The sequence below is a fragment of the Chitinophaga oryzae genome (assembly GCF_012516375.2).
In the GTDB taxonomy this organism is placed as follows: Bacteria; Bacteroidota; Bacteroidia; order Chitinophagales; family Chitinophagaceae; genus Chitinophaga; species Chitinophaga oryzae.
On the sequence record NZ_CP051204.2, the window covers coordinates 1,228,489 to 1,250,817 of the forward strand.

A 22,329-nucleotide genomic window follows, 5' to 3' on the forward strand; every position below is an offset into this window, starting at 1 on the left:
TGGAAAATGACGTTATTAAGCATAGACTGGTTTTTTATTCTTGAGAAAATACTGCTGATATCCGCAGTGTTGGTGCTGTCACTTGTAGTGGCCATGTACTCTACCTGGGGCGAAAGAAAGGTGGCTGCCTGGATCCAGGACCGTCTTGGCCCGAACCGCGCCGGTCCGATGGGACTGCTGCAACCGCTGGCCGATGGTGGTAAACTCTTCTTCAAGGAAGAGATCATCCCTACCAACTCCAACCGGTTCCTCTTTATCCTCGGCCCGTCTATTGCCATGTTGGTGGCCTGTATGACCAGCGCCGTAATTCCCTGGGGCGATACGCTGACCATCGCCGGCCGTACCATATCCCTGCAGGTGGCCGATGTCAACATCGGTATCCTGTTCATTTTCGGGGTATTGAGCGTGGGCGTATACGGTATCATGATCGGTGGCTGGGCTTCGAACAACAAATACTCCCTGCTGGCGTCCGTAAGGGCTGCCTCCCAGATCATCTCCTACGAGCTGCCGATGGGGCTCGCACTGATCGCGCTGCTGATGCTCACCGGTACGCTGAGCCTGAAAGAGATCGTGGAGCAACAACGCCATGACCTCTGGAACGTAGTATACCAGCCGCTGGGCTTCTTTATCTTCCTGGTGTGCGCTTTTGCAGAATGTAACCGCGCTCCTTTTGACCTGCCGGAAGCAGAGAACGAGCTGAATGGCGGTTACCACCTGGAATACTCTTCCATGAAACTGGGCTTTTACCTCTTTGCAGAATATATCAACATGTTCGTCAGCTCAGCGCTGATGGCCACCATGTACTTCGGCGGATACGCTTTCCCGGGTATGGACAGTCTGGGCGTTAGTCCCAACCTGCTCACCATCCTGGGCTTCCTTGCGCTGTTCATTAAAATACTGGTGTTTATATTCTTCTTTATGTGGGTACGGTGGACGGTACCAAGGTTCCGCTATGATCAGCTGATGCGCCTGGGCTGGAAAGTAATGATTCCGCTGGCGCTGGTGAACATGCTGATCACCGGTGCTATTGTACTGTTCCGTCAACACTAATTTTTATCCGTTAATTTATACACACCGCAGGTGTGGACTAAATAAAGCATTTATGCAAGCATTAACAAACAGGTCAAAACCGGTGGACCGCAGTCCATTAACCTTCCTGGAAAAGATGTATGTTCCTGCCATTGCCAAAGGCATGGGCATCACCTTCAAACATATCTTCAAACGGAAAGCTACCGTTAGCTTCCCCGAACAGCGCCGTCAGTTCAGCCCTGTGTTCCGTGGATTGCACATCCTGAACCGGGACGAAGAAGGCCGTGAAAGATGCACCGCCTGTGGCCTGTGTGCAGTGGCCTGCCCTGCAGAAGCCATCACCATGGAGGCGGCAGAAAGGAAACCGGGAGAGGAACACCTGTACCGTGAAGAGAAATATGCGGCCCGTTATGAAATCAACATGCTGCGTTGTATTTTCTGTGGATTCTGCGAAGAGGCTTGTCCCAAAGATGCGATCTACCTGTCTGAAACCTTTGCGCCGTCCAACTATCAGCGTAAAGGCTTTATCTATGGCAAACCGGACCTGCTGATCCCTGATCCGAAACAATCGTCCAAATAATTATTCACAGTACGCATTAGCTAAAAATACATAGTCAAACATAGCAGAGATGGGAATGAGTATACAACAAATAATTTTCATGGTGCTTTCCGTCATCGCCCTGGTGTCGGCGCTGGGGGTGGTATTGAGTAAGAATCCCGTGACGAGCGTATTGTGTCTGATCGTAACCTTCTTTACCATTGCAGGCCATTACATTATGCTGAACGCCCAGTTCCTGGCTGTCGTGCATATCATCGTATATGCCGGCGCTATCATGGTATTGTTCCTTTATGTGATGATGCTGATGAACCTGAACGCGGAGCTGGAGCCTCAGAAGCGCAACTGGCTGAAATATGCCGGCGCTATCAGCGGCGGCGCTCTACTGGTGGTACTGGTGGCCGCCCTGCGCGACGCCAGCATGCCGACGGTAGGTGCGGAAGCCAATGAGATCGGGTTGATCAAAAACCTGGGGCAGATGTTATTCACACAATATGTGGTACCGTTTGAAGTGAGCAGCATCCTGTTCCTCAGCGCAATGGTAGGTGCCGTTGTTATCGGTAAAAAAGACTAATTAAGCGGATACGGGACTTCCTTCGTAATTCGTAATTCGTAATTCGTAATTCATTTTTATGCCTGTTCAATATTACATATTCCTGAGTATCGCCCTGTTCTGCATTGGTGTGATGGGGGTGCTGATGCGCCGTAACGCCATCATCATTTTTATGTGCATAGAGCTGATGCTGAACGCCGTCAACCTGCTGCTGGTAGCATTTTCCAAAATGTGGGCGGATGCCGGAAAAGTGGATGCGGGATCAGCGCAATTGTTTGTATTCTTTATTATGGTGGTGGCTGCTGCGGAAGTAGCGGTGGGCCTGGCTATCATTACAATGGTCTACAGAAATACACACTCGGTAGATATAAACATTCTTAACAGGCTGAAAAATTAATAATTCATCCTCTTTAATTATTAATTGTTTCGACGTCGTAAATAGAATTGATAAATGATTAAACTAGTTTGGCTGGTACCATTTTTACCATTATTAGGGTTCCTGGTGAATGGTTTGGGGCGCAGATTTTTATCCAAGTCCCTGGTAGGATTTATCGGAAGCGGTACTGTACTGGCTTCCTTTGTGGTGAGCTTATTAGCATTTTTTGAAGTAAAAGCCCCGGGATTTCAGGCGCAGGTGGTACACCTGTTTAACTTCATTTCCGTTGGCAGCCTTCATATTCCTTTCGCATTCCAGGTAGATCAACTGAGTGCATTGTTCCTTCTGATCATCACCGGTGTAGGTACCCTCATCCACATTTACTCCACTTCTTACATGCATGACGAAAGCGACGAGAGCTTTGCGAGATATTTCGCTTATCTCAACCTCTTCGTGTTTTCCATGCTGATACTGGTGCTCGGCGCTAACTATGTGATGATGTTCATCGGGTGGGAAGGCGTTGGTCTCTGTTCCTACCTGCTGATCGGGTTCTGGTTTAAAAACACCAGTTATAATAATGCCGCCAAGAAAGCATTCGTGATGAACCGCATCGGCGACCTCGGTTTCCTGCTCGGTATCTTCTTCATGATCATGCAGTTTGGTACGGTTACTTTCCCCGACGTATTTGCCAAAGCGGCGCCGCTGGGCATGAACAACCCCACGCTGGCGGCTATTGCCATGCTGCTGTTTGTAGGCGCTATGGGTAAATCCGCTCAGATACCCCTGTATACCTGGCTGCCCGACGCGATGGCCGGTCCAACCCCGGTGTCTGCCCTGATCCACGCGGCGACGATGGTGACTGCCGGTATCTACATGATTGCCCGCAGCAACGTAATCTATACATTGTCTCCCTCCATCCAGATGGTGGTTGCGGTGATTGGTGTGGCTACCGCCCTGTTTGCCGCTTCTATTGCACTGAAACAAAACGATATTAAAAAAGTACTGGCTTACTCCACCGTGAGCCAGCTGGGATATATGTTCCTCGCACTGGGCGTAGGCGCTTATTCTGCCGCCGTTTTCCACGTGATGACGCACGCTTTCTTCAAAGCGCTGCTGTTCCTCGGTTCCGGCTCCGTGATCCATGCGATGGGCGGTGAGCAGGATATCCGTAAAATGGGCGGGCTGAAAAAATACATGCCTACCACCAACTGGACATTCCTCGTAGGATGCCTGGCCATTGCCGGTATCCCGGGTTTATCCGGTTTCTTCTCCAAAGATGAAATCCTGGCCAGCGCTTATGCCCACAACCCCGTACTGTATGCACTGGGACTGCTTGGAGCGCTGATGACCGCTTTCTATATGTTCCGCCTGTACTACATCACTTTCTCCGGAAAGTTCCGTGGTACCCACGAACAGGAACACCACCTGCACGAAAGCCCTTCCGCGATCACTATCCCGCTGATGATCCTGGCGGTATTGTCCGTGTTCGGCGGTTATGTGGGCCTGCCGGAGGTATTTGGTAAAAACCTGCTGGCAGAATACCTGTCACCGGTGTTTGCACCATCTGCGCCTTTTGTGACAGAACATCATCTGTCTCACAGCACAGAATGGATGCTGATGGGACTGAGCAGCGTGCTGGTGATTGTCTTCATCCTGATTGCCCGTCAGAAATTCGCGGCATATGAAGATACCGGCAAAGAGAATGCAGGTCTGGCGAAAGTGCTGGAAAACAAATGGTATATCGATGAGCTGTATGATGCCATCATCGTAAAACCGTTGCAGGAGCTTTCCCGTTTCTTCCGTGACACTGTTGAAAAAGCAGGTATCGATAAACTGGTAAATGGTGTTGGCCGCAGCGTTCAGTGGAGCAGCCAGCAGATCCGCCTTATCCAGAGCGGGCAGGTAGGCTTCTACATCTTTGCCATGGTGATCGGTATGATCGTATTATTTGTGATCGGATTCTTATTATAAACCAATAGCGGAAGTTACAAGCGCAGATAAATTATGTTGACAGTTTTATTAATACTGATTCCTTTCATAGCGGGCCTGATCGCATTCGGCCTGAAGGGGTCCGGGCCAAAGGTGCTGGGCATGATTGCGTCCCTGGCGTCGGTAGCCACAGCCATCGGAACCGTCTGCACCCTGCAGGCCGATCCGAAGAAACTTTCTTTTGTTACCAATTGGATACCTCAGCTGGGCAGCCAGTTCAGGGTAGGCCTGGACGGTATGGGCACGATGCTGTGTTTATTGACAGCGATCGCTTTCCTCCTGGTTTTTATCACCATCTATAACCGCGACATCGAGCGGCCTAACAGCTTTTACGGGCTGATGTTGCTCTCACAGGCCGGCCTGGTAGGTGTTTTCACCGCCTTCGACGCCCTGCAGTTTTATGTGTTCTGGGAACTGGCGCTGATACCGGTATATTTTCTCTGCTCCATGTGGGGCGGCGAAAAACGTATACCCGTTACGTTTAAGTTCTTCGTTTATACTTTCCTTGGTTCCCTGTTAATGCTGGTAGGTATTATCTACCTGTATTTCCAGACGCCGGACCATTCCTTTAGCTGGACATCCTTCACCAGCCTGCAGCTGAGCATGGGTGACCAGAAATGGCTGTTCTGGCTGTTCTTCGTGGCATTCGCCATCAAGATGCCGGTGTTCCCGTTCCATACCTGGCAGCCGGACACTTACGAACAATCGCCTACACCGGTGACGATGATCCTCTCCGGTGTGATGGTGAAAATGGGCCTGTTCGGCGTACTGCGCTGGCTGGTACCCGTGCTGCCGGAAGGCGCTTCCATGTGGACAGACGTGGCCATCGTGCTGTCTGTCATCGGTATCATCTATGCTTCCTGCATTGCCATGGTACAGAGCGACCTGAAACGACTGATCGCCTACTCTTCCATTGCGCATATCGGCCTGATGAGCGCCGCTATTTTTGCACACAATGAACAAGGCACCCAGGGTGTGTTGCTCCAGATGTTCAACCACGGTATCAACATTATCGGTTTGTGGATTATCGTGGAAGTGATACAGAACCGCCTGGGAGTCAAGAATATGGACCAGATGGGCGGCATCGCCCGCAAGGCGCCCCGGATGGCTATCTTCCTCGTGATCATCAGCCTGGCGAACATCGGTTTACCGCTTACCAACGGATTTATCGGTGAATTCCTGATGTTCAGCGGCCTGTTCCAGTATAACCACTGGTTCATGGCGTTCGCCGGACTGGGTATCATTCTCGCTGCAGTATATACGTTGAATATGATTCAGAAAGTGATTTTCGGTGAAGGCAATACCCTGACAGACACCACTACAGACCTGCAACCCGGTGAAACGGTGGCACTGAGCCTGGTAGTGATCATGATCTTCGTATTGGGTGTTTATCCGCAGCCGATGCTGGATCTGGTAAGCAAGGCATTTTAATATTTAGTTATTCTGATATTTAGCCATTTGAAATGACTAAATATCAAAATATCCAAATGAGAAAATTTTAAACGGGTTTTGTAACGAAACAATATGAATGCACTAATTTCTACTGCTTTATCGGGCGTTTTTCTGATGTTTGTCGGTTTATTTGTACGCAATAAGCAGCATATTAAATTTTTCGCCATCGCGGCCATCATCATATCATTTATCGCCAACCTGGCACTGTATCCTACAGTGCAGCTGGGCGGCTATATCCAGTTTGGTATGATTGAAGTATCAAAGTTCAGTGTGTTGTTTAATGCAGTGGCTTTAGGTGCAACCCTGATATATTTCCTGTTATCGGGGAGTGAGTTTGAAAAAGTAGGTGAGCATGTGGGAGATTACTTTGCCCTGATCTTCTTTATACTGGCAGGTGTCACGCTGGCCTCCTCCTTCAGCAACCTGCTGATGTTGTTCCTGGCGATCGAGATCATGTCTATTCCGCAGTATGTGCTGGCAGGGGCCGACCGTAAAAGCCTGAAAAGCAACGAGGCGTCGCTGAAGTACTTCCTGATGGGTTCTTTCTCTACCGGTATCCTGCTGATGGGCATCGCCCTGATTTACGGTGCCGCCGGTACCTTCAACATTACCGAGCTGGGACTGGGTGCAGATCCTGTACATCCGCTGGCGCTGTGCGGTATTATCCTGATGGCTTTTGCCCTCGCTTTCAAAGTGTCTGCGGTACCGTTCCATTTCTGGACGCCCGACGTATACGACGGTTCCCCTACCGTATTCACTTCTTTCATGGCCACCGTGGTGAAAGCCGGCGGTTTTGTCGCTTTTCTGCGTATGTTCCATGTGGCTTTCGCCGGTGGCGCTATCAGCCATCACTGGACGCTGATCCTGTCCATTATCACCGCTGCCACCCTTATCCTGGGTAACTTCAGCGCGGTGTTCCAGCAGAGCGTAAAACGGATGCTGGCTTACTCAAGTATTGCACAGGCAGGCTTTATGCTGTTTGCAGTGATTGCGATCAACCAGTTTGCCACGCAGGGCATTATCCTGTATGCCGCTGCCTACAGCCTTGCTACCATCGGTGTGTTTGCCGTACTGCTGAAACTGAAGGACTATACTTTTGAAGGATTTAACGGCCTTACCCGTAAACAGCCGCTGCTGGCGCTGGCAACGACCATCTTCCTGTTCTCCCTGGCCGGTATCCCGGTAACAGCGGGTTTCTTTGCCAAATACTTCGTACTGTCTGCCGCTATCCAGCATGGTCATCTCCTCTGGCTGGTGATTGTGGGCGTACTGTGTGCCGCGATCAGCGTATACTACTATTTCCGCGTGATCATGGCGATGTATTTCAAACAGGGCGATCCGGAAGTAGAACCGGTTTCCGGCGGTTTCAAAGTGGCGCTGGTGCTCACCATCATCCTGGTGCTGGCACTGGGCCTGTTCCCCAACCTGCTGATTGGTTGCCTGTAAAAATCGTTACAAGACAAATTCCTGTATAAACAAAGGAAACGGGCAACCGTTTCCTTTGTTATTTTTAGCCCCACGACCGCTCAAACGGCATAGTGCACGTTCCTTCACTTTTTATTTTGTGCCTGTCTGAACTTCCATTAACTTTATTACATGCGGTTTTTAGATATATTTTCCCTTGCTTATCGTTCCGTGAGCGGCAACAGGCTGCGCACCGGTCTTACTGTTTCTATTATTGCTGTGGGTATCACGGTACTGGTGGGCATCCTGACCGCCATCGACAGCATGAAAAACAGTATTTACTCCAGCTTCGCCAGTATGGGGGCCAACAGCTTTTCCCTGAGAAACCGCGATATGCAGGTGCATATCGGGAATGACGGTGATAAGGCCTCCAAGGGAAATAAAAACATCAAAAAGGTCAGGAAGTCCATCAGCAATAAACCCATCTCTTACCAGGAAGCGGTACAGTTTAAAGACCGGTACCATTTCCCTGCCACGGTGAGCATTAATTTCAGGGCCAGTGGCATCGCTACCGTATATAAAGACGACAAGAAGACCAACCCCAACGTGACGGTTATCGGCGGTGACGAGAACTATCTCGATATCTCCAGCTATACCATTCGCGACGGCCGCAATTTTAACGCACTGGACGTGTCGTCCGGGCGTAACGTGGCTATCCTGGGTAAGGACGTGGCGGAGAAGCTGTTTGGCCGCAAAATGAAGAATGTGGTGAACAATACCATCCGTGTGGGAGATGTGCGTTACCGCGTGATAGGCGTGCTGGAAAGCAAAGGCAGCAGTAACCTGATGAGTGCGGACAATGTGGTGATTACTACGGTCAACAACACACGAAGAATTTTCAACCGGCCCAATGCTTCCTATCAGATAGGCGTGTCGGTAAAAGATATTAAGCAGATGGAAGCCGCACAGGGAGAGGCCATTGGCACCTTCCGGGTAGTACGGCAGCTGGCGCTGAACGATGAAGATAACTTTACGCTCAGCAAGAGCGACAGTATCGCAGAGATGTTGTTCCAGAGTTTGGGCACGGTGAACCTGTTCGCCGTGGCTATTGCCGCTATCACCCTTTTCGGTTCCGCTATCGGGCTGATGAACATCATGCTGGTGTCTGTGGCTGAAAGGACCCGTGAAATAGGCGTTACCAAGGCTTTGGGCGCGACCAGCAAAACTATCCGCAAACAATTCCTTTACGAAGCCATCATCATCAGCACCATGGGAGGGCTCTTCGGCGCCCTGGCGGGCATGTTGCTCGGCAACATCGTGTCTATATTACTGAAATCTTCTTTTGTGGTACCCTGGGCGTGGATTTTAACCGGCGTTGGCCTCTGTGCTGCTGTAGGACTGGTTTCCGGTATATATCCTGCCTACAAGGCCTCTAAACTGGACCCTATCATCGCTTTGCGTTACGAGTAGAATTCCCGGAATCAATTTGTTATCTTGTTCTTTCCAAAAGAAAGAGCATATGCCTTTATTGATCGTTATTGTTGCTATTCTCCTATTGGTGGTACTGGTTACCTGGTGTAAGATAAATACCTTCCTGTCTTTTCTCATTGTTTCCCTGCTCATGGGCCTCGCCCTGCGCATGGACATAGGAGCCATTACCCAATCTATACAGACCGGTATCGGCAAAACCCTGGGTTCGCTGATCGTGGTCATTGTTTTCGGCGCCATGCTGGGTAAGCTGGTGGCCGAAAGCGGCGCTGCGCAACGGATCGCAGGTGGACTGATGCGTTTGCTGGGCCCGCGTTACATCCAGTGGTCGCTGATGCTGACCGGCTTTATTGTGGGCATACCGCTGTTTTACAACATCGGGTTTGTACTGATGGTACCGCTGATCTTTACAGTCGCTGCGCAAACCCGTTTACCAACGGTGTACCTGGGCATCCCTATGCTGGCAGCGCTGTCAGTTACCCATGGTTACCTGCCGCCGCATCCATCGCCTACTGCGCTGGTGCAGCAATATCATGCCAGCATGGGCCTTACGCTGCTCTATGGTATTTTGCTGGCTGTACCGGCTATTGTTCTGGCCGGACCGGTATTTTCCCGGTACCTGAAGCGGTATACCAGCGAACCGGGGAAGATGTTTGTGGCGCCGCCCCTGCCGGAAGCGGAGCTGCCGGGCATGTTCGCGAGCCTGCTGGCCGCCATGCTGCCGGTGCTGTTGCTGGCAGTGACGGCGTTGCTGAAGTTGTGGCTGCCTGCAGGGGAATTGCCATATAAGATCATCACCTGGCTGGGAGACCCGCTGATCGTGATGTTGCTGGCGGTATTAAACGGGATGTACCTGCTGGGTACCCGCCGTGGCATGCCGTCCAAAAAACTGCTGGGCCTGATGGATGATGCCGTGAAAGATGTAGCCGTGATCATCCTCATTATCGGCGGCTCCGGCGCGCTCACACAGCTGTTGCATGACAGCAAGGTGAGCGATTATATCGCTGAGACGCTGCGGAACATGCATATGCATCCGCTATTACTGGCGTGGGGCATTGCTGCCATTATCCGCGTCTGTATCGGTTCGGCCACGGTAGCGGGACTAACAACTGCAGGCATCGTAGCGCCGCTGATCGCCAGTTCGGGCGTAAACCCCAACCTGATGGTGCTGGCTACCGGCGCCGGCAGCCTGATGTTCTCGCATGTCAACGACGCCGGGTTCTGGATGTTCAAAGAATACTTTAACTTGTCAGTGAAAGATACTATCAAAACATGGTCAGTAATGGAAACCATCGTTTCGGTAACAGGACTTATCGGTAGTTTGTTGCTGAGCATGATTGTCTAACGTAAACCATTAAACGAAAATGACACCAACGGAGAATTTCACGGCACTGGGCCTCACGCTGCCACCGGCGCCTGCGCCGCTGGGCGTGTACAAGCCACTGCTGACAGACGGAAAACATGTGTACGTTTCGGGGCATGGTACCGTGCAGGACGACGGCAGCCTCATCATAGGCCGCATCGGCAGAGACCTGACACCCGAAGAAGGCAAACTGGCCGCACGGCAGGTGGGACTGGCCATCCTGTCTACCCTGGTAACGAACCTGGGTAGCCTGGACAAGATCAAGAGAGTCATCAAAGTACTGGGAATGGTCAACTGCGTACCGGAGTTTGAACGGCACCCATACATCATCAACGGCTGCAGCGAATTGTTTGCAGCGGTATGGGGACAGGAGAACGGCGTAGGCGTGCGCAGCGCCGTTGGTTTCGGTTCGCTGCCGGACAATATCCCGGTAGAAATAGAAGCATTGTTCGAATTGCATTAATGATATAACCTATGGAATGGTATCAACTTAAAACACCGGAACAGGTGGACTCTCCGGCGCTGCTGGTGTATAAAGAGAGGATCAGGGAAAACATCAGCCTGCTAAAAACGATGATCGATGATGTACAACGGTTACGCCCACACGTAAAAACAAGTAAGATAGCAGAAGTGGTACAGATGATGCAGTCGGCCGGTATACAGAAATATAAATGCGCCACCATCGCGGAAGCAGAAATGCTGGGCATGGTAAAAGCCCGGGACGTATTGCTGGCTTATCAGCCGGTAGGACCCAAAGCGGTACGCCTGCTGGAGCTGGTGCAACAATATCCCGATACGGATTTCGCCTGCCTGTTGGATAACAAGGCTGCCGCCGAAGCGATCAGCAGCCTGTTTGCCGCGGCGGGAAAACAACTGCGGGTATATCTCGATCTGAACGTAGGCATGAACCGTACCGGCATTAAGCCCGAAGGAGCGCTGGATTTGTATCAGCACCTGCATATGCTGCCGGGTATACAGCCGGTAGGCATACACGTTTATGACGGACATCTGCATGATACGGACATGGCTACACGAAAAAAACGTTGTGACGAAGCATATGGACCCGTGCCGGTATTACAGCATGCTATTGTAGCCTGCGGGCTGCCGGAGCCGGTGATCGTAGCCGGTGGTTCTCCTACCTTTCCCATACATGCTGCCAGGCCGGTGATAGAATGCAGTCCGGGGACTTTCGTTTTCTGGGACTGGGGCTATGGTAAAAATCTGCCGGAGCAGCCCTTTCAATGGGCGGCGCTGGTATTGTCAAGGGTTGTTTCAGTTATTGACGGACAGCTGTTGTGCCTTGACCTGGGACATAAATCGGTGGCAGCCGAAAACCCGCAGCCACGGGTGCATTTTATCAATGCGCCGGAGGCGCAGCCGGTATCCCAGAGCGAAGAACACCTGGTGCTGAAAGTGGCAGATACGGCCGCTTATCCCGTGGGCACGGAGTTCTACGGCGTGCCGTTACATATTTGCCCTACGGTGGCGCTATATGAACGTGCCTATGTGGTGGAAGACCATGCGTGTACAGGCACGTGGAAAGTGATCGCCAGGGACAGGATGATTGCACATTAACATTATGAAAGACAATAAAAAAGTCCGTCAATTAGCTATTGACGGACTTTTTTTATTGTTACAACAATATCACGGATGTTGTATTACTTTCAGATTATCGATTTCACCTTTGAACGCATTTACACTGTCGCCGATTGTCTGTAAAGGAAATACCAGCGTCTGGATGATCGCATTTTTGCCTTTGGTGTTGGGAAACGACCGCATGGCGCCTTCCAGTTTTTCGACCAGCTGCCCGTTTATAAAAAGAGATGTCCCTTTGTTGTCACCGGCGATTTTTACATGTGCCACCTTACTGGCGGAGAAACTGTAATTGAAGTGGTAATGATAACCTTCGCGGGAGAACCCTAACTTGCCACCATCATACTTTACCACGGCGTGTGGAGAAGAAAAAAGCACAGCTCCCGGCTGGTTATCTGCAGCTGGTTTAAGATCGAATTCAATGCTGTAGGGATAACCCACTTCGGTTAGCGGCGTGTTTAAATAACTGTTGCCACCATGCAATACCAGTGTTTTCTGCGGAGAGATGCTTACCTGGTGTTGTTGACCCGCTGTTCTGTTGTTGCCGCTGATATCAATGATGTTGTTGGCGGAGAAATCATATTGCAGGGCAACCGAATCGCGGCTGGTAATTTTAGCGCGCATATTGAGCCCGGGGCCTTCTCCGATCAACCGGCTACGGGTGGAAAATTGTTGATAGTCGCTCTGCGGAGTATGGCCGTTCCACATTTTTTCCGCCAGTACCTGCATGGAGGGGAATACGCGGTCATGCACGTCCTGTTCGGTGATACCGTTGCCCGAATGATCGTTCCATACTGCGAAAGCGCCGCCTTTTATCTGTGGATGGCCCATCGGGAATACAGCTTCTCCGATCATATTAGGTTCCCATTGCTGATAAATTTTTGCGACGTCGAGATAGTCGTAGTAATACCCTGCTGCCGGAACGATATATAGCCATCCGTCGGGCGTGCTGATGAGATCATATCCCTGGCGCATCATGTCTGCCGGATCGGCGTAGCCGTTGTACCATGCGTTCATGGTCACACCAGCCGATTTTACAGGCGTGGTGCCCTGTGCATGGGTGAGGGAGCCCCACATCCGCACTTTTTTACCAAAGCTTTCCACATAACGGATATAATGGTCCGTAAACGCCCTGAATTTCTCTGCTTCTTTTTTGGAATACTCATCGGTGCCGATATGCACTTCATCGCCTTTAAACACCGGTTCCGGCCCTTGCAGGTATTCCCGGAACACTTTATCGATCATATCATAGGAAGCGCTGTCAAGATTGAGGTGGTCCTTTCCATATAAAAGGCTGGCGGTCTGCGGAACGGCTTTCGTAAAAGCCAGCGAGTGTGCCGGTACGTCAATCTCTGGAATAATTTTTACGGCGCAGCTGTCAGCCAGGTCCTGCAAAGCGATGAAGGCTTTTTTGGAGTAGCTGCCGTCTTTTGCCGTAAGGCCGGGGAAAGTATTGTTTTCCAGTCTGAACGCAGCATAGGTGCTGTCCCAGTTGTCGCCGAAAAACTGTTTAAAGGCGTTATCATTGAGATGAACATGGAAGTCATTCATCTTGTAGTAGGCCATGAATTTGACATAATGCCGGAGGAATTCCATAGAGAAGAACTTACGGCCTACATCGAGTACGAAACCACGAACTGCATATTTTGGATAATCACGTGTGATACCTTGCGGGATATGACGATGCTGCCGGTCCTGCTCCAGTATCTGCAACAAAGTGCGGGTAGCCCAGAAAGCGCCCTGGGCATGCGTTGCCTGAATACGGATATCTCCGGCGATTTCCAGCTGGTAACCTTCTTTTTCCAGTGACCGGTCTGGTGAATGTAAACTGAAATAGATGTCGCCTTTACGCGGCTGCCCTGTCCGGATACTGATCTGCCGGCTCCCGGTCAACTGCTGCAGATCTGCTTTAAAGACGGTTACGCCGGGCAGCAGGGCTGCGGTGTCCCGTGTGTCTATCACCAGTGCCGGGTTGTTGGGCAGGGTGTAATTTCCTTTCCCGCCATACCATTCGCGCAGCGCGGGGATGACAAAAGGGGGTGGGTTACCGGCGTTTGCGGCATATTTTCCGGGCACCGTCACGGTGATATTGGGCACGTCCATGGTAGCGCTGTCCCGGTGGCGCAGCAGTACAAAGTAAAGGCTGACCGGCACATTCACCAGCGGCGTGGTAATACGTCCCTGCCGGTCTATCACCGGTAGCCGGTCGGTACCTTTCAGTTGTAATGAATAGCCGGCAGGCGCCGTGGGCAGGGGGAGCTGCCGCGTAGTGCTGTGGATGGCGGGAATTGTTTTTACCGAGGCTGCTGCCAGGGCAAAAGTAGCGGAATCCGCGATGTGCTGGGCCGTGGCTGCCTGCCACAGGAGACCCGACAATACGGCGAGGCATTGATATTTCATTGTTCCTGTTATTTATAAAGCCCTTTGCGCAGGGCAAAGGGCTTTTTGATAGCGTGAAGTTAATAAATCCGGAGGATGTTTACCAGGGTTCGTTTTGGGTCAGCTCCTTGTTTTTTTCCAGTTCCGTTTTCGGAATCGGAAGCAAATAATAAGCATCCGTAAATACTCTGGGGGAGGAGGCGCCCAGGTCGGCTTCTATGACTTCATACTGGTATACACCGTTGTTGAAGGTGATACGCATGCCATGGAATGTTTTGCCATTCAATACGCTGACGGCAGTACGCCAGCGGCGGAGGTCCCAGTAACGGTGGTTCTCGTAAGCCAGTTCGATTTTTCTTTCATGCATGATGATGTTGCTCATCTGTGCCTGTCCCTGTCCTGCCGGGACTGCCGGCATTTGGGCGCGCGCACGGACGAGGTCTACATACGTTTTGGCGGTAGCCGGATCGTTCAGGTTGTTCATGGCTTCTGCATAGTTCAGGAAGATCTCCCCCAACCGGAATTCCACCCAGCTTTGGGTGCTGCTCCAGATTTTATCCAGCGGCAATGTTTCATCGAGGTATTTACGAATGTAGTACCCGGTTTTTGTATTGTCGTTGGTGGTATTGCGGCCTACGATTTCATCGGTGCCGCCTACGCGCGTCTGGATCACGCGGCCTTTCCAGGAAGCGCCTTCATACAGGATGGTGGCATAAAACCGTGGATCACGCCCTTTATACGGTTGCTGTGCATCATAGCCGGAAGCAGGATCGGTGATAGCTTTGCCGGTTGCCTGCATTTCATAGTCGTCTACCATTTCCTGCGTGGGCTGGGTAAGACTGGTATAGTCACCGGGATTGTCAAAATAAGGCACGTTCATCGCGTCATAATTATGCACACGGCTGGGGTCCAGATACTGTATCTCAAAAATGCTTTCTGATGACGCCTGCTGTTTGGTATTGAACAGCGAAGCATAGTTTGGTACCAGGCTAAAGCCACCCTTGTCGATGATCTCTTTGGATGCTTTGGCGGAAGCGTCCCATCTGCGGGCGTACAGCATAGCGCGGCTTTTCAGTGCGAGTGCGGTCCATCGCGAAGCTAAGCCTGCTTTGGCGCTGGCGGGCAATTTAGCGGCGGCGTCATCCAGCTCTGTTGCAATGAAATTATATATCACGGTGGTGTCTGTGCGTTTCACCATCAGGTCTTCCGTCAGCGTTTGCGGCTGTGTGATCAGCGGCACGCCGCCATATCGTTTCACCAGTTCGAAGTAATAGAAAGCACGCAGGAATTTAACCTGCCCGATAAGATTATTTCTGTCGCTTTCTGACAGGTTGGGGACGCTCCCTATCTGTTGAAAGAAGACGTTTGTTTTACGGATGCTTTTGTAGGCGCCGCTCCAGATGTTCAGTGGCGCATTGATGGAAGTATACTTACCGTTGATCTGCAGCAGGTTGGCTTCCAGCCAGCCGTAGCTTCCCCTTGCTTCGTCTGTGATACAGGCGAGGGTGGCGGTGCCGTCCGGCGAAACATCAAAACCGATGGGCAGGTTTTGATAGATGTCTGCGATGTAAAGTTGTACCAGTTTGGGGTCCTTCCAGATGATTTCGTCTGACAGGCTGTTTACCGGCGACTGGTCCATTTTTGTGCAGGAGAATAGTCCTGTCACGAATGTCCAAAGTACCAGGTGGATATATATTTTTTTCATGTCTCTTTCCTTGTTTTCGGTGAACCGATAAATTATAATGTCAGGTTTACGCCAATATTTATGCTGCGCTGCTGCGGGTAATATCCGCGCGTTTCGGAAGGTACTTCGGGATCGAGTCCTTTCAGCCTGGAGATGGTCAGCAGGTTGGCGCCTGCTACGTATAAGCGTGCCTGTTGTATGCGCGCCTGTTTCAGCCATCCGGCAGGAAGGGTGTATCCGATGTTGAGGCTGCGCAGTTTGAGATAGCTGGCGTCGCGCAGCCAGAAGGAAGAACCTTTCAGGTTGTTGGCGTTACCGTTGATAACTGGCCGGGGGAACTCGGCGCCGCGGTTATCGGGCGTCCAGTAGTCCAGCATGTAAGTCATCGGGTTGGAGATATTGAAAAAGGGATAAGCCAGTTCCGCACCGATGTAGGTGTTGAAGTTGGCAGCGCCCTGCCACAGCATGCTGATGTCGAAGCCATTCCAGGAGGCGCCGAGGTTAAGCCCGTACACTACTTCCGGCACTTTGCTGCGGCCGATGATCGTGCGGTCCAGATCATTGATGACGCCGTCGCCGTTAATATCGGCATAGCGGATGTCGCCGGGTTTGGGTTGGAAGTTATATTGTTTGGGGGCGTTTTTGATCTCTTCTTCGCTCTGGAAAAGTCCCATGGCCACCAGGCCGGTATACTGATCAAAGGGCCGTCCTGTTTGGCGTAACGACGCCTGTATATTGGCCGCTTCATCCATGAAGATGACCTTGTTGCGGGCGAAGGTAAAGGTACCACGCGCATTGTAGTTTACTTTACCGATACGGTTTTCATGGCCTATTTCCACTTCAAACCCCTGGTTGTCCACGATGCCGACATTCTGATACGGAAGTTGTTCTCCGAAAGTGCCGGGCACAGAGGCTGTCCTGGGGCGCAGGATATTGCTGGTACGTTTGTAGAAGTAGCCTGCATCCAGCGTTAAAAGGCGGTTCCACAGAGACGTTTCAAAACCGATATCGGTGGTAGTGGCTATTTCCCAGCCGATGTTCTGATTGGGATAACCTGCGGAGAAGATGCCGTTGTAAGGTTTGCCATCGATGATGTACACCGAATTAATGCCGCCGCCGGAACCTGCATAGTAGGAGGGCAGGTATTGGAAGGCGCGCACGCTGTCGTTACCCAGTTGACCGTAAGAGGCTTTTATTTTCAGATAGTCGATGGTGCGTACATTGTTTTTAAAGAAGTTTTCTTCTGACACTACCCAGCCGGCAGATACGCCCGGGAAGAAGCCCCAGCGTTTGTCGCTGGCGAAGCTCAGGGAGCCGTCGTACCGGAAAGTGGCGGTGAGCAGGTATTTGTGGGCATAGGCATAGTTAAAGCGGCCAGCTATACCGGCGCGGGAATACACGTCTGCCGTACCGTCGTTGTTTAAACCGCTTTTGGACCCGGCGAATAATTCATCCAGCAACGGGCTGTCGAACTGTTCGCGGTAAGCCTGCATTCTATCCATGCGGTAGTTGTAGGTTTCGTACAGGAGCGTACCGTCCACATCGTGTTTACCGAAAGAGCGGATGTAGTTCACGATCGCCTGTGTAGTAATGCCCGCCTGTTGTTCGGAGTTTTGTGTCAGGTTGATGTTGCCCGCGCGGGTGATTTTATCGTAGTCTTTTGTGGATGCGTTGTATTTATAGTAGGAATATGGTGTGGAGAACTGTTTCTCGTATAACATTCTTTTGTCAAAAGCTGCCACGCCTTTTATGGAGAGACCTTCCACACCGGGGATGGTATATTTCAGGGCGAAGTTACTCTGGAAGGTGTTCCAGTCCTGCTGCCGGTGACCGCTTGCCGTGGCGTCCATCATAGGACTGCGTCCGCCGGTGGTACCGCCGGGGAGGCCGTTGGGATAGTAGTCCGGATCCAGTGGGGAAGCGCGTATGATGGAATTGAAGATGGTGCCGGCATCCACGCCTGGTCCTGTTCTGCGTTCCAGACGCCCTGCGAGGTCTACGGATGCTACCAGGTGTTTGCCGATATTGGCGTCCACATTGGAGCGGATGTTATACCGTTTGTAGTTGGTGGACTTATACAGGGAGTTCTGGTCCAGGTAACCGATGGAGACATAATATTTGGCTTTGTCGTTGCCGCCTCTTACACTCAGGTCGTGTTGTGTTTGCAGGGCGGCGTTGTTCATGGTGCTTTTCCACCAGTCGGTATTGGCAAGGCCTTTCAGGGGATCGGGATTGTTGCGGATGGTATTGATATCTTCTTCGGAATAGCGGGCGGGCTGGCCGTTGGCCGCCAGTCCTGCGTTGTACATCTCTGCATATTGTACCCCATTCAGTTGCTTCATCCGGACGCCGGGTTGCTGATACCCTACATACCCGTTGTAAGAAATGGTGGGGACGCCGCTTGTACCACGTTTGGTGGTGATGAGCATAACGCCGTTAGCAGCCCTGGAACCGTAGATCGCGGCGGAAGAGGCGTCTTTCAGGATGCTGATAGTTTCGATATCTGCAGGGTTCAGTTCACTGAAGCTGCGTTGTATACCGTCTACGATCACGAGCATGCTGTTGTAGCCGAAGGTGCTTTTACCTCTGATGCTGAGGGAGGCGCCGTCGTTGCCGGGTTCTCCGCTGTTCTGCCGCGCAATGATGCCGGGGGCGCGTCCGGCCAGCGTGTTGGAGAGATTGGCGGCGGGCATGGAGCGGATGTCTTTACCGCTAACGGTGGCTACAGAACCGGTAAGGCTGGCTTTTTTCTGTACGCCGTAACCTACTACGATCACTTCACTGAGTCCTTTGGTATCTTCTGCCAGGATAGCATCAACAGTTGTGCGGTTGTTTACCGGCAGTATGAGCTGCTGATAACCGATATACGTGAAAACGAGATGGGCGGTACCGGGCGCTTCCAGTTTGAATTCGCCCTTTTCATTGCTGATGGTGCCTTTCCCGGTTTTGTCCACTTTTATGCTTACACCGATTAATGGGGTACCATTCTTATCGGTTACCTTTCCCTGTACGGTCAACTCTTGTATAATGGTATTTACAGGCGCTATTACGATGAGGTCATTGTTCAACAAACGGAATGTAAGGCCGGTATTGCTCAGAACGGTGGATAAAACAGTTTCCACCGGTTCGTCATTTACGTTAACAGACACGATAAGGTCGGGTGAGATGGCGTCATCATTGTATACAAAGCGACAGTTGGTTTTTTTCTCTACCAGCTTCAACAGCTTCATGAGTCTTACATCAGATACGTTCAGCGTAACCTTGGAGCGCTGTGAGTAGGCGGCGGCAGATACCTGTAAACAGGTGATGAGTGTTATAAAGAACGATAATTTCATTAGAATGATCGTTTTAAGGATCAGGAAGGGATAAGAGGTCCCCTCATGAAAAAAACTCCTTGATTTTTTCATACATTTAGAAAACTTTTGGTCAATAAAAAAGCAACAGGTCCCTGTCCGCCAAGAGAGGAGCCCTGCAACTGTTGATCAGATGTGGGGGAAATGTGTCCGCATTTCCCCTTTTAGTTTGTTCACTGTGGTAATCAGGTCATAAGTGGTGTTTACTTGGTGATAAAAATGTCTTGCTGGTTTATCTGGTAATGGAAAGGAGCGGACAGCTGCAGTGCTGTCAGCGTTTGGTCCACTGTTTCATTTTCAAAGATGGCGGTGAATAGCAGCTTTTTCAGTGACGGGTCCTGTATATGGATGTTTACACCATACCAGCGTTCCATCTTTACAGCGATTTGTTCAAATGTTTCGTGACTAAATACCAGCTTGTTTTCTCTCCATAAAGTTTCATTGAGCGTGCTGTCATGGTTGGCTACACTGTTTTTCAGCTCATATGATGCCGGGTGTTGTTTGGATGATGATGTGTGCAGTATAATTTTTTCGTTGGGCCGCAAGCGTATTTTAGAGGATTGTTGTTCCCGCAGGGTGATTTCTACCGCGCCGCTTACCAGCAATGTTTCGTCTGATACGTCGTTTTTATATGCTTTTACGTTGAATGAAGTCCCCAATACAGTGATGTCCATACGTGCGGTATGAATGACGAAAGGATGCCCCGGATTTTTCGCTACGTCAAAAAACGCTTCTCCTTCCAGTGATACGGTCCTGTCATCTCCGGGATAGCAGGTCAGTTTACTTTTTTTATTCAGCCATACGGCGGTGCCGTCCGGCAGGCGGTGTTGTACAACGCTGGCGTCGGCGCTGAGGGAGGTGGACCGGTGCTGATAGTGATAGATGGTGCCCCATGCGCTGCCTGCTATGAGCGCCACTGCGGCGGCAGCTTTGGACCAGGGCCGCAGGTAAAAGGGTTTGCGTACCGGTGGCGCGGGAGCAATGGCCTGCCAGCCGGCCGCTTTCAGTACGGCCGCTTCCGGGCTTCCCGGCAGGGTATCGGATTTCTCTCCGGATACATCCAGTTGCTCATACCATTCCCTGATCTGTGCTAATTCTGCTTCTGTGCACTGGTTTCTGCTGTGTTTTTCCAGCAACAACAGCAGCTGTTTGTTGTTGAGCGCATTGTTTTCCATAACTCGTACTTAAAGGGTCGGTTGAAAGGGAAGGATATACCAGATGAAAAAAAATTATTTTTCGCTTCCGGGAAAAAGATAGGTATTGGCCAGCTTGTTACGCAGGCGGGCAAGCGCGTTACTGATCTGGTTTCTGACGGTTTGCTCGGAGATAGCGAGCTGACTGGCAATTTGTGCGGCGCTCATACCTTTGTCACGGCTCAGCAGAAAAACTTCCTGCATTTTCGAAGGCATGGCCTGTACTTCCTGTTGTATAAGAGATTCCAGCTCACGGAACTGAACGGTATCTGTCACCGGATGATGCGGTTCATCCGGTGCTTCCAGGTATTGCTGGTAGTAGTTGATCCGCACAGCACGGGCGCGGTAATAGTCTATAATTTTGTAGTCCAGCGCTGTCAACAGGTAATTTACCAAAGTGGACTTCAGGACAAGCGTTTGACGGTTTTTCCAGAGATAGGCAAAAATCTCCTGGAGTATATCAGAGATATCTGCGGTGGCTTGTATCTTTTTGAAGGCCCGGCTGTAAAGCAAATCCCAATGCCGGTCGTACAGGATACGGAAGGCATCTTCCCGATCCTGCTGCAATGCAGACACCAGCGCTTTATCTGACCAATCCTCCAATTAGTTACTTTTCGTACAAACATAACAAAGTTCACTGGCTTTATAGAGGGGGAAGTACGCTTAGTAATACAATTGTGACAAAACATTTGTCTCATCAAATGTTTTGGGTTTCAGTCCCGTAAATTCAGTGTACTGTGAAGGGGTGAGTAACGCTTTCAGCTTGTTGTGCAGGCCGTTCTGCATGCTGTTGAGCTTTGTGGCATAGGCTTTTGAGTTGGTTTGCTGTAGCGGCTGAATGTTTACTTTCTGTTGCAGGTAAGCGGCGACGATGGTGAGCAGCCTTGGTTTTTGTTTGTCTGTCAGCCGGAGGGATTTATCGAGTTTGGAAACGATTGAGCTGGCGGTCCCCTCTACGTTCATGGTGGGCGCCTGTGGCAGTATTAAGTTGGCAGCGGCGTTTACGTTGCTGCAAACAACAGCTGCCAACATCAGGAGGAGGACTAATTTTTTCATACGCATCGGATCGATTTGGGTTACGGTTACTAAATATACTAAATAGGCCGTAACAAACGCTCCGTTACTGCATCACCAGTTTCACGTAACGGTGACGGTCGCTCGCAATATCATCATGCGTCTGGTAGATTGCGATCAGCGTTTTATTGTCTATCCACTGCATATCACTCAGTCCATATTTTTCAATACCGGCTTCGCCTACCAGTTTGATATTCTTGTTGTTGATTTCGAACAGTTGGAAGCCGTTGGGATTGAAACCGGCTTCTATATCCATGCTGGGACAGATAAAATACTTTTTGTCGGGAGACGGAACGGGGGCTGTCCAGGTATATAACGTATCGCCATTATCGGGATTCAGCAGTTCAAAGCCGTCGGCTTCATAATAGGTAATGAACAGGCCGTGTCTTTGCAATTCAGGGTAGTAGCCGGCGTAGCGGTAACGGGCATAATCCTCGCCATCATCTTCCGGGTTGTCGGTACGTATTTTCTGTCCGCCGTTGGCGAGATTAAAAACCAGCTGAGGGCCATTCCGCTTTACGTTCGTCACTTTAGACAGGGCGTTGGTTTCTGATGTATCTCCGGAAGGCTCATAGGCAGGATATTGCTCATAGGTCGCTTTGTCAATAAAGTAGACGAGGAACTTTTTGTCGCCTGCTTCCAGCGTGTCGATGTACGCAGGGGTAACGCTGACGGCGGTTTCGGGCGCTGTCGTGTCAGCGGCTGCCTGCGTGCTGTCTGCGCCTGATGGTTTACCGTTGTTGTTACACGCGTACATCAAGTGAACAATCGCCAACAGGAATAGGATCTTTTTTATCATAGTACGGAATTTAGGAATACAAATGTAGGTATTTATCAAAGGCA

Annotated in this window: 18 protein-coding genes; 11 read left to right on the plus strand and 7 right to left on the minus strand. The window is 50.8% G+C overall.

From position 1 onward, the window contains the following. Window positions 1–6 precede the first annotated feature (6 nt). The 11 genes from nuoH to HF324_RS05255 all read left to right on the plus strand — a co-directional run bounded on the left by nuoH (window position 7) and on the right by HF324_RS05255 (window position 11,785). Complete coding sequence (gene nuoH / locus HF324_RS05205) at window positions 7–1,050, plus strand: NADH-quinone oxidoreductase subunit NuoH (protein ID WP_192023235.1); 1,044 nt, start codon at window positions 7–9, stop codon at window positions 1,048–1,050. Between the two features lie 52 nt (window positions 1,051–1,102). After that, a complete protein-coding gene (gene nuoI / locus HF324_RS05210; RefSeq protein WP_168810158.1) occupies window positions 1,103–1,609 on the plus strand; it encodes an NADH-quinone oxidoreductase subunit NuoI in 507 nt (168 codons plus the stop codon). Window positions 1,610–1,664: 55 nt separating this feature from the next. Beyond that, complete coding sequence (locus HF324_RS05215; RefSeq protein ID WP_168810160.1) at window positions 1,665–2,159, plus strand: NADH-quinone oxidoreductase subunit J family protein; 495 nt, start codon at window positions 1,665–1,667, stop codon at window positions 2,157–2,159. Between the two features lie 58 nt (window positions 2,160–2,217). Continuing rightward, the gene (nuoK, locus tag HF324_RS05220; RefSeq protein ID WP_073077731.1) at window positions 2,218–2,535 is read left to right on the plus strand and encodes an NADH-quinone oxidoreductase subunit NuoK; all 318 of its coding nucleotides are present in this window, start codon (window positions 2,218–2,220) and stop codon (window positions 2,533–2,535) included. Between the two features lie 54 nt (window positions 2,536–2,589). Further along, a complete protein-coding gene (nuoL, locus tag HF324_RS05225) occupies window positions 2,590–4,485 on the plus strand; it encodes an NADH-quinone oxidoreductase subunit L (protein ID WP_168810161.1) in 1,896 nt (631 codons plus the stop codon). A 33-nt stretch (window positions 4,486–4,518) separates the two neighbouring features. Beyond that, entirely contained in the window at window positions 4,519–5,934 is a 1,416-nt protein-coding gene (locus tag HF324_RS05230) for a complex I subunit 4 family protein (RefSeq protein WP_168810163.1), read from the plus strand. Between the two features lie 93 nt (window positions 5,935–6,027). Continuing rightward, on the plus strand, window positions 6,028–7,401 hold the full coding sequence (locus HF324_RS05235; RefSeq protein ID WP_168862057.1) for an NADH-quinone oxidoreductase subunit N: 1,374 nt from the start codon (window positions 6,028–6,030) through the stop codon (window positions 7,399–7,401). Between the two features lie 150 nt (window positions 7,402–7,551). Beyond that, window positions 7,552–8,829, plus strand: coding sequence for an ABC transporter permease (locus tag HF324_RS05240; RefSeq protein ID WP_168810167.1), 1,278 nt, complete (start codon window positions 7,552–7,554; stop codon window positions 8,827–8,829). 49 nt (window positions 8,830–8,878) lie between these two features. Next, window positions 8,879–10,192, plus strand: coding sequence for a gluconate:H+ symporter (locus HF324_RS05245; RefSeq protein ID WP_168810169.1), 1,314 nt, complete (start codon window positions 8,879–8,881; stop codon window positions 10,190–10,192). Window positions 10,193–10,211: 19 nt separating this feature from the next. Next, on the plus strand, window positions 10,212–10,673 hold the full coding sequence (locus HF324_RS05250; protein ID WP_168862058.1) for a RidA family protein: 462 nt from the start codon (window positions 10,212–10,214) through the stop codon (window positions 10,671–10,673). An 11-nt stretch (window positions 10,674–10,684) separates the two neighbouring features. Beyond that, window positions 10,685–11,785: a D-TA family PLP-dependent enzyme gene (locus tag HF324_RS05255; protein WP_168862059.1), complete on the plus strand. Its 1,101-nt coding sequence runs from the start codon at window positions 10,685–10,687 to the stop codon at window positions 11,783–11,785. Window positions 11,786–11,854: 69 nt separating this feature from the next. On the opposite strand, the gene HF324_RS05260 is transcribed toward HF324_RS05255, so the two are convergent. The 7 genes from HF324_RS05260 to HF324_RS05290 form a co-directional block, all read right to left on the minus strand. Beyond that, entirely contained in the window at window positions 11,855–14,203 is a 2,349-nt protein-coding gene (locus tag HF324_RS05260) for a family 20 glycosylhydrolase (RefSeq protein ID WP_220101275.1), read from the minus strand. Between the two features lie 79 nt (window positions 14,204–14,282). Next, window positions 14,283–15,887, minus strand: a complete 1,605-nt coding sequence (locus tag HF324_RS05265) for a RagB/SusD family nutrient uptake outer membrane protein (RefSeq protein WP_168810175.1) — start codon at window positions 15,885–15,887, stop codon at window positions 14,283–14,285. A 32-nt stretch (window positions 15,888–15,919) separates the two neighbouring features. Then, window positions 15,920–19,201 carry a TonB-dependent receptor gene (locus HF324_RS05270; protein WP_168862060.1) on the minus strand — a complete coding sequence of 1,094 codons (3,282 nt, stop codon included), beginning with the start codon at window positions 19,199–19,201 and terminating at the stop codon, window positions 15,920–15,922. Between the two features lie 221 nt (window positions 19,202–19,422). After that, on the minus strand, window positions 19,423–20,394 hold the full coding sequence (locus HF324_RS05275; RefSeq protein WP_168862061.1) for a FecR family protein: 972 nt from the start codon (window positions 20,392–20,394) through the stop codon (window positions 19,423–19,425). Between the two features lie 54 nt (window positions 20,395–20,448). Continuing rightward, window positions 20,449–21,015 (minus strand): RNA polymerase sigma factor, encoded by a 567-nt coding sequence (locus HF324_RS05280; RefSeq protein WP_168810181.1) that lies wholly within the window; start codon window positions 21,013–21,015, stop codon window positions 20,449–20,451. A gap of 60 nt (window positions 21,016–21,075) precedes the next feature. After that, on the minus strand, window positions 21,076–21,468 hold the full coding sequence (locus HF324_RS05285; protein WP_168810183.1) for a hypothetical protein: 393 nt from the start codon (window positions 21,466–21,468) through the stop codon (window positions 21,076–21,078). Between the two features lie 64 nt (window positions 21,469–21,532). Further along, window positions 21,533–22,285 carry a hypothetical protein gene (locus HF324_RS05290; RefSeq protein WP_168810185.1) on the minus strand — a complete coding sequence of 251 codons (753 nt, stop codon included), beginning with the start codon at window positions 22,283–22,285 and terminating at the stop codon, window positions 21,533–21,535. Between the last annotated feature and the right edge of the window lie 44 nt (window positions 22,286–22,329).

Bases quoted from the DNA above. Each gene is read 5' to 3' on its own strand.
- nuoH (WP_192023235.1), top strand. From the start codon at position 7: ATGACGTTATTAAGCATAGACTGGTTTTTTATTCTTGAGAAAATACTG.
- nuoI (WP_168810158.1), top strand. From the start codon at position 1,103: ATGCAAGCATTAACAAACAGGTCAAAACCGGTGGACCGCAGTCCATTA.
- HF324_RS05215 (WP_168810160.1), top strand. From the start codon at position 1,665: ATGAGTATACAACAAATAATTTTCATGGTGCTTTCCGTCATCGCCCTG.
- nuoK (WP_073077731.1), top strand. From the start codon at position 2,218: ATGCCTGTTCAATATTACATATTCCTGAGTATCGCCCTGTTCTGCATT.
- nuoL (WP_168810161.1), top strand. From the start codon at position 2,590: ATGATTAAACTAGTTTGGCTGGTACCATTTTTACCATTATTAGGGTTC.
- HF324_RS05230 (WP_168810163.1), top strand. From the start codon at position 4,519: ATGTTGACAGTTTTATTAATACTGATTCCTTTCATAGCGGGCCTGATC.
- HF324_RS05235 (WP_168862057.1), top strand. From the start codon at position 6,028: ATGAATGCACTAATTTCTACTGCTTTATCGGGCGTTTTTCTGATGTTT.
- HF324_RS05240 (WP_168810167.1), top strand. From the start codon at position 7,552: ATGCGGTTTTTAGATATATTTTCCCTTGCTTATCGTTCCGTGAGCGGC.
- HF324_RS05245 (WP_168810169.1), top strand. From the start codon at position 8,879: ATGCCTTTATTGATCGTTATTGTTGCTATTCTCCTATTGGTGGTACTG.
- HF324_RS05250 (WP_168862058.1), top strand. From the start codon at position 10,212: ATGACACCAACGGAGAATTTCACGGCACTGGGCCTCACGCTGCCACCG.
- HF324_RS05255 (WP_168862059.1), top strand. From the start codon at position 10,685: ATGGAATGGTATCAACTTAAAACACCGGAACAGGTGGACTCTCCGGCG.
- HF324_RS05260 (WP_220101275.1), bottom strand. From the start codon at position 14,203: ATGAAATATCAATGCCTCGCCGTATTGTCGGGTCTCCTGTGGCAGGCA.
- HF324_RS05265 (WP_168810175.1), bottom strand. From the start codon at position 15,887: ATGAAAAAAATATATATCCACCTGGTACTTTGGACATTCGTGACAGGA.
- HF324_RS05270 (WP_168862060.1), bottom strand. From the start codon at position 19,201: ATGAAATTATCGTTCTTTATAACACTCATCACCTGTTTACAGGTATCT.
- HF324_RS05275 (WP_168862061.1), bottom strand. From the start codon at position 20,394: ATGGAAAACAATGCGCTCAACAACAAACAGCTGCTGTTGTTGCTGGAA.
- HF324_RS05285 (WP_168810183.1), bottom strand. From the start codon at position 21,468: ATGAAAAAATTAGTCCTCCTCCTGATGTTGGCAGCTGTTGTTTGCAGC.
- HF324_RS05290 (WP_168810185.1), bottom strand. From the start codon at position 22,285: ATGATAAAAAAGATCCTATTCCTGTTGGCGATTGTTCACTTGATGTAC.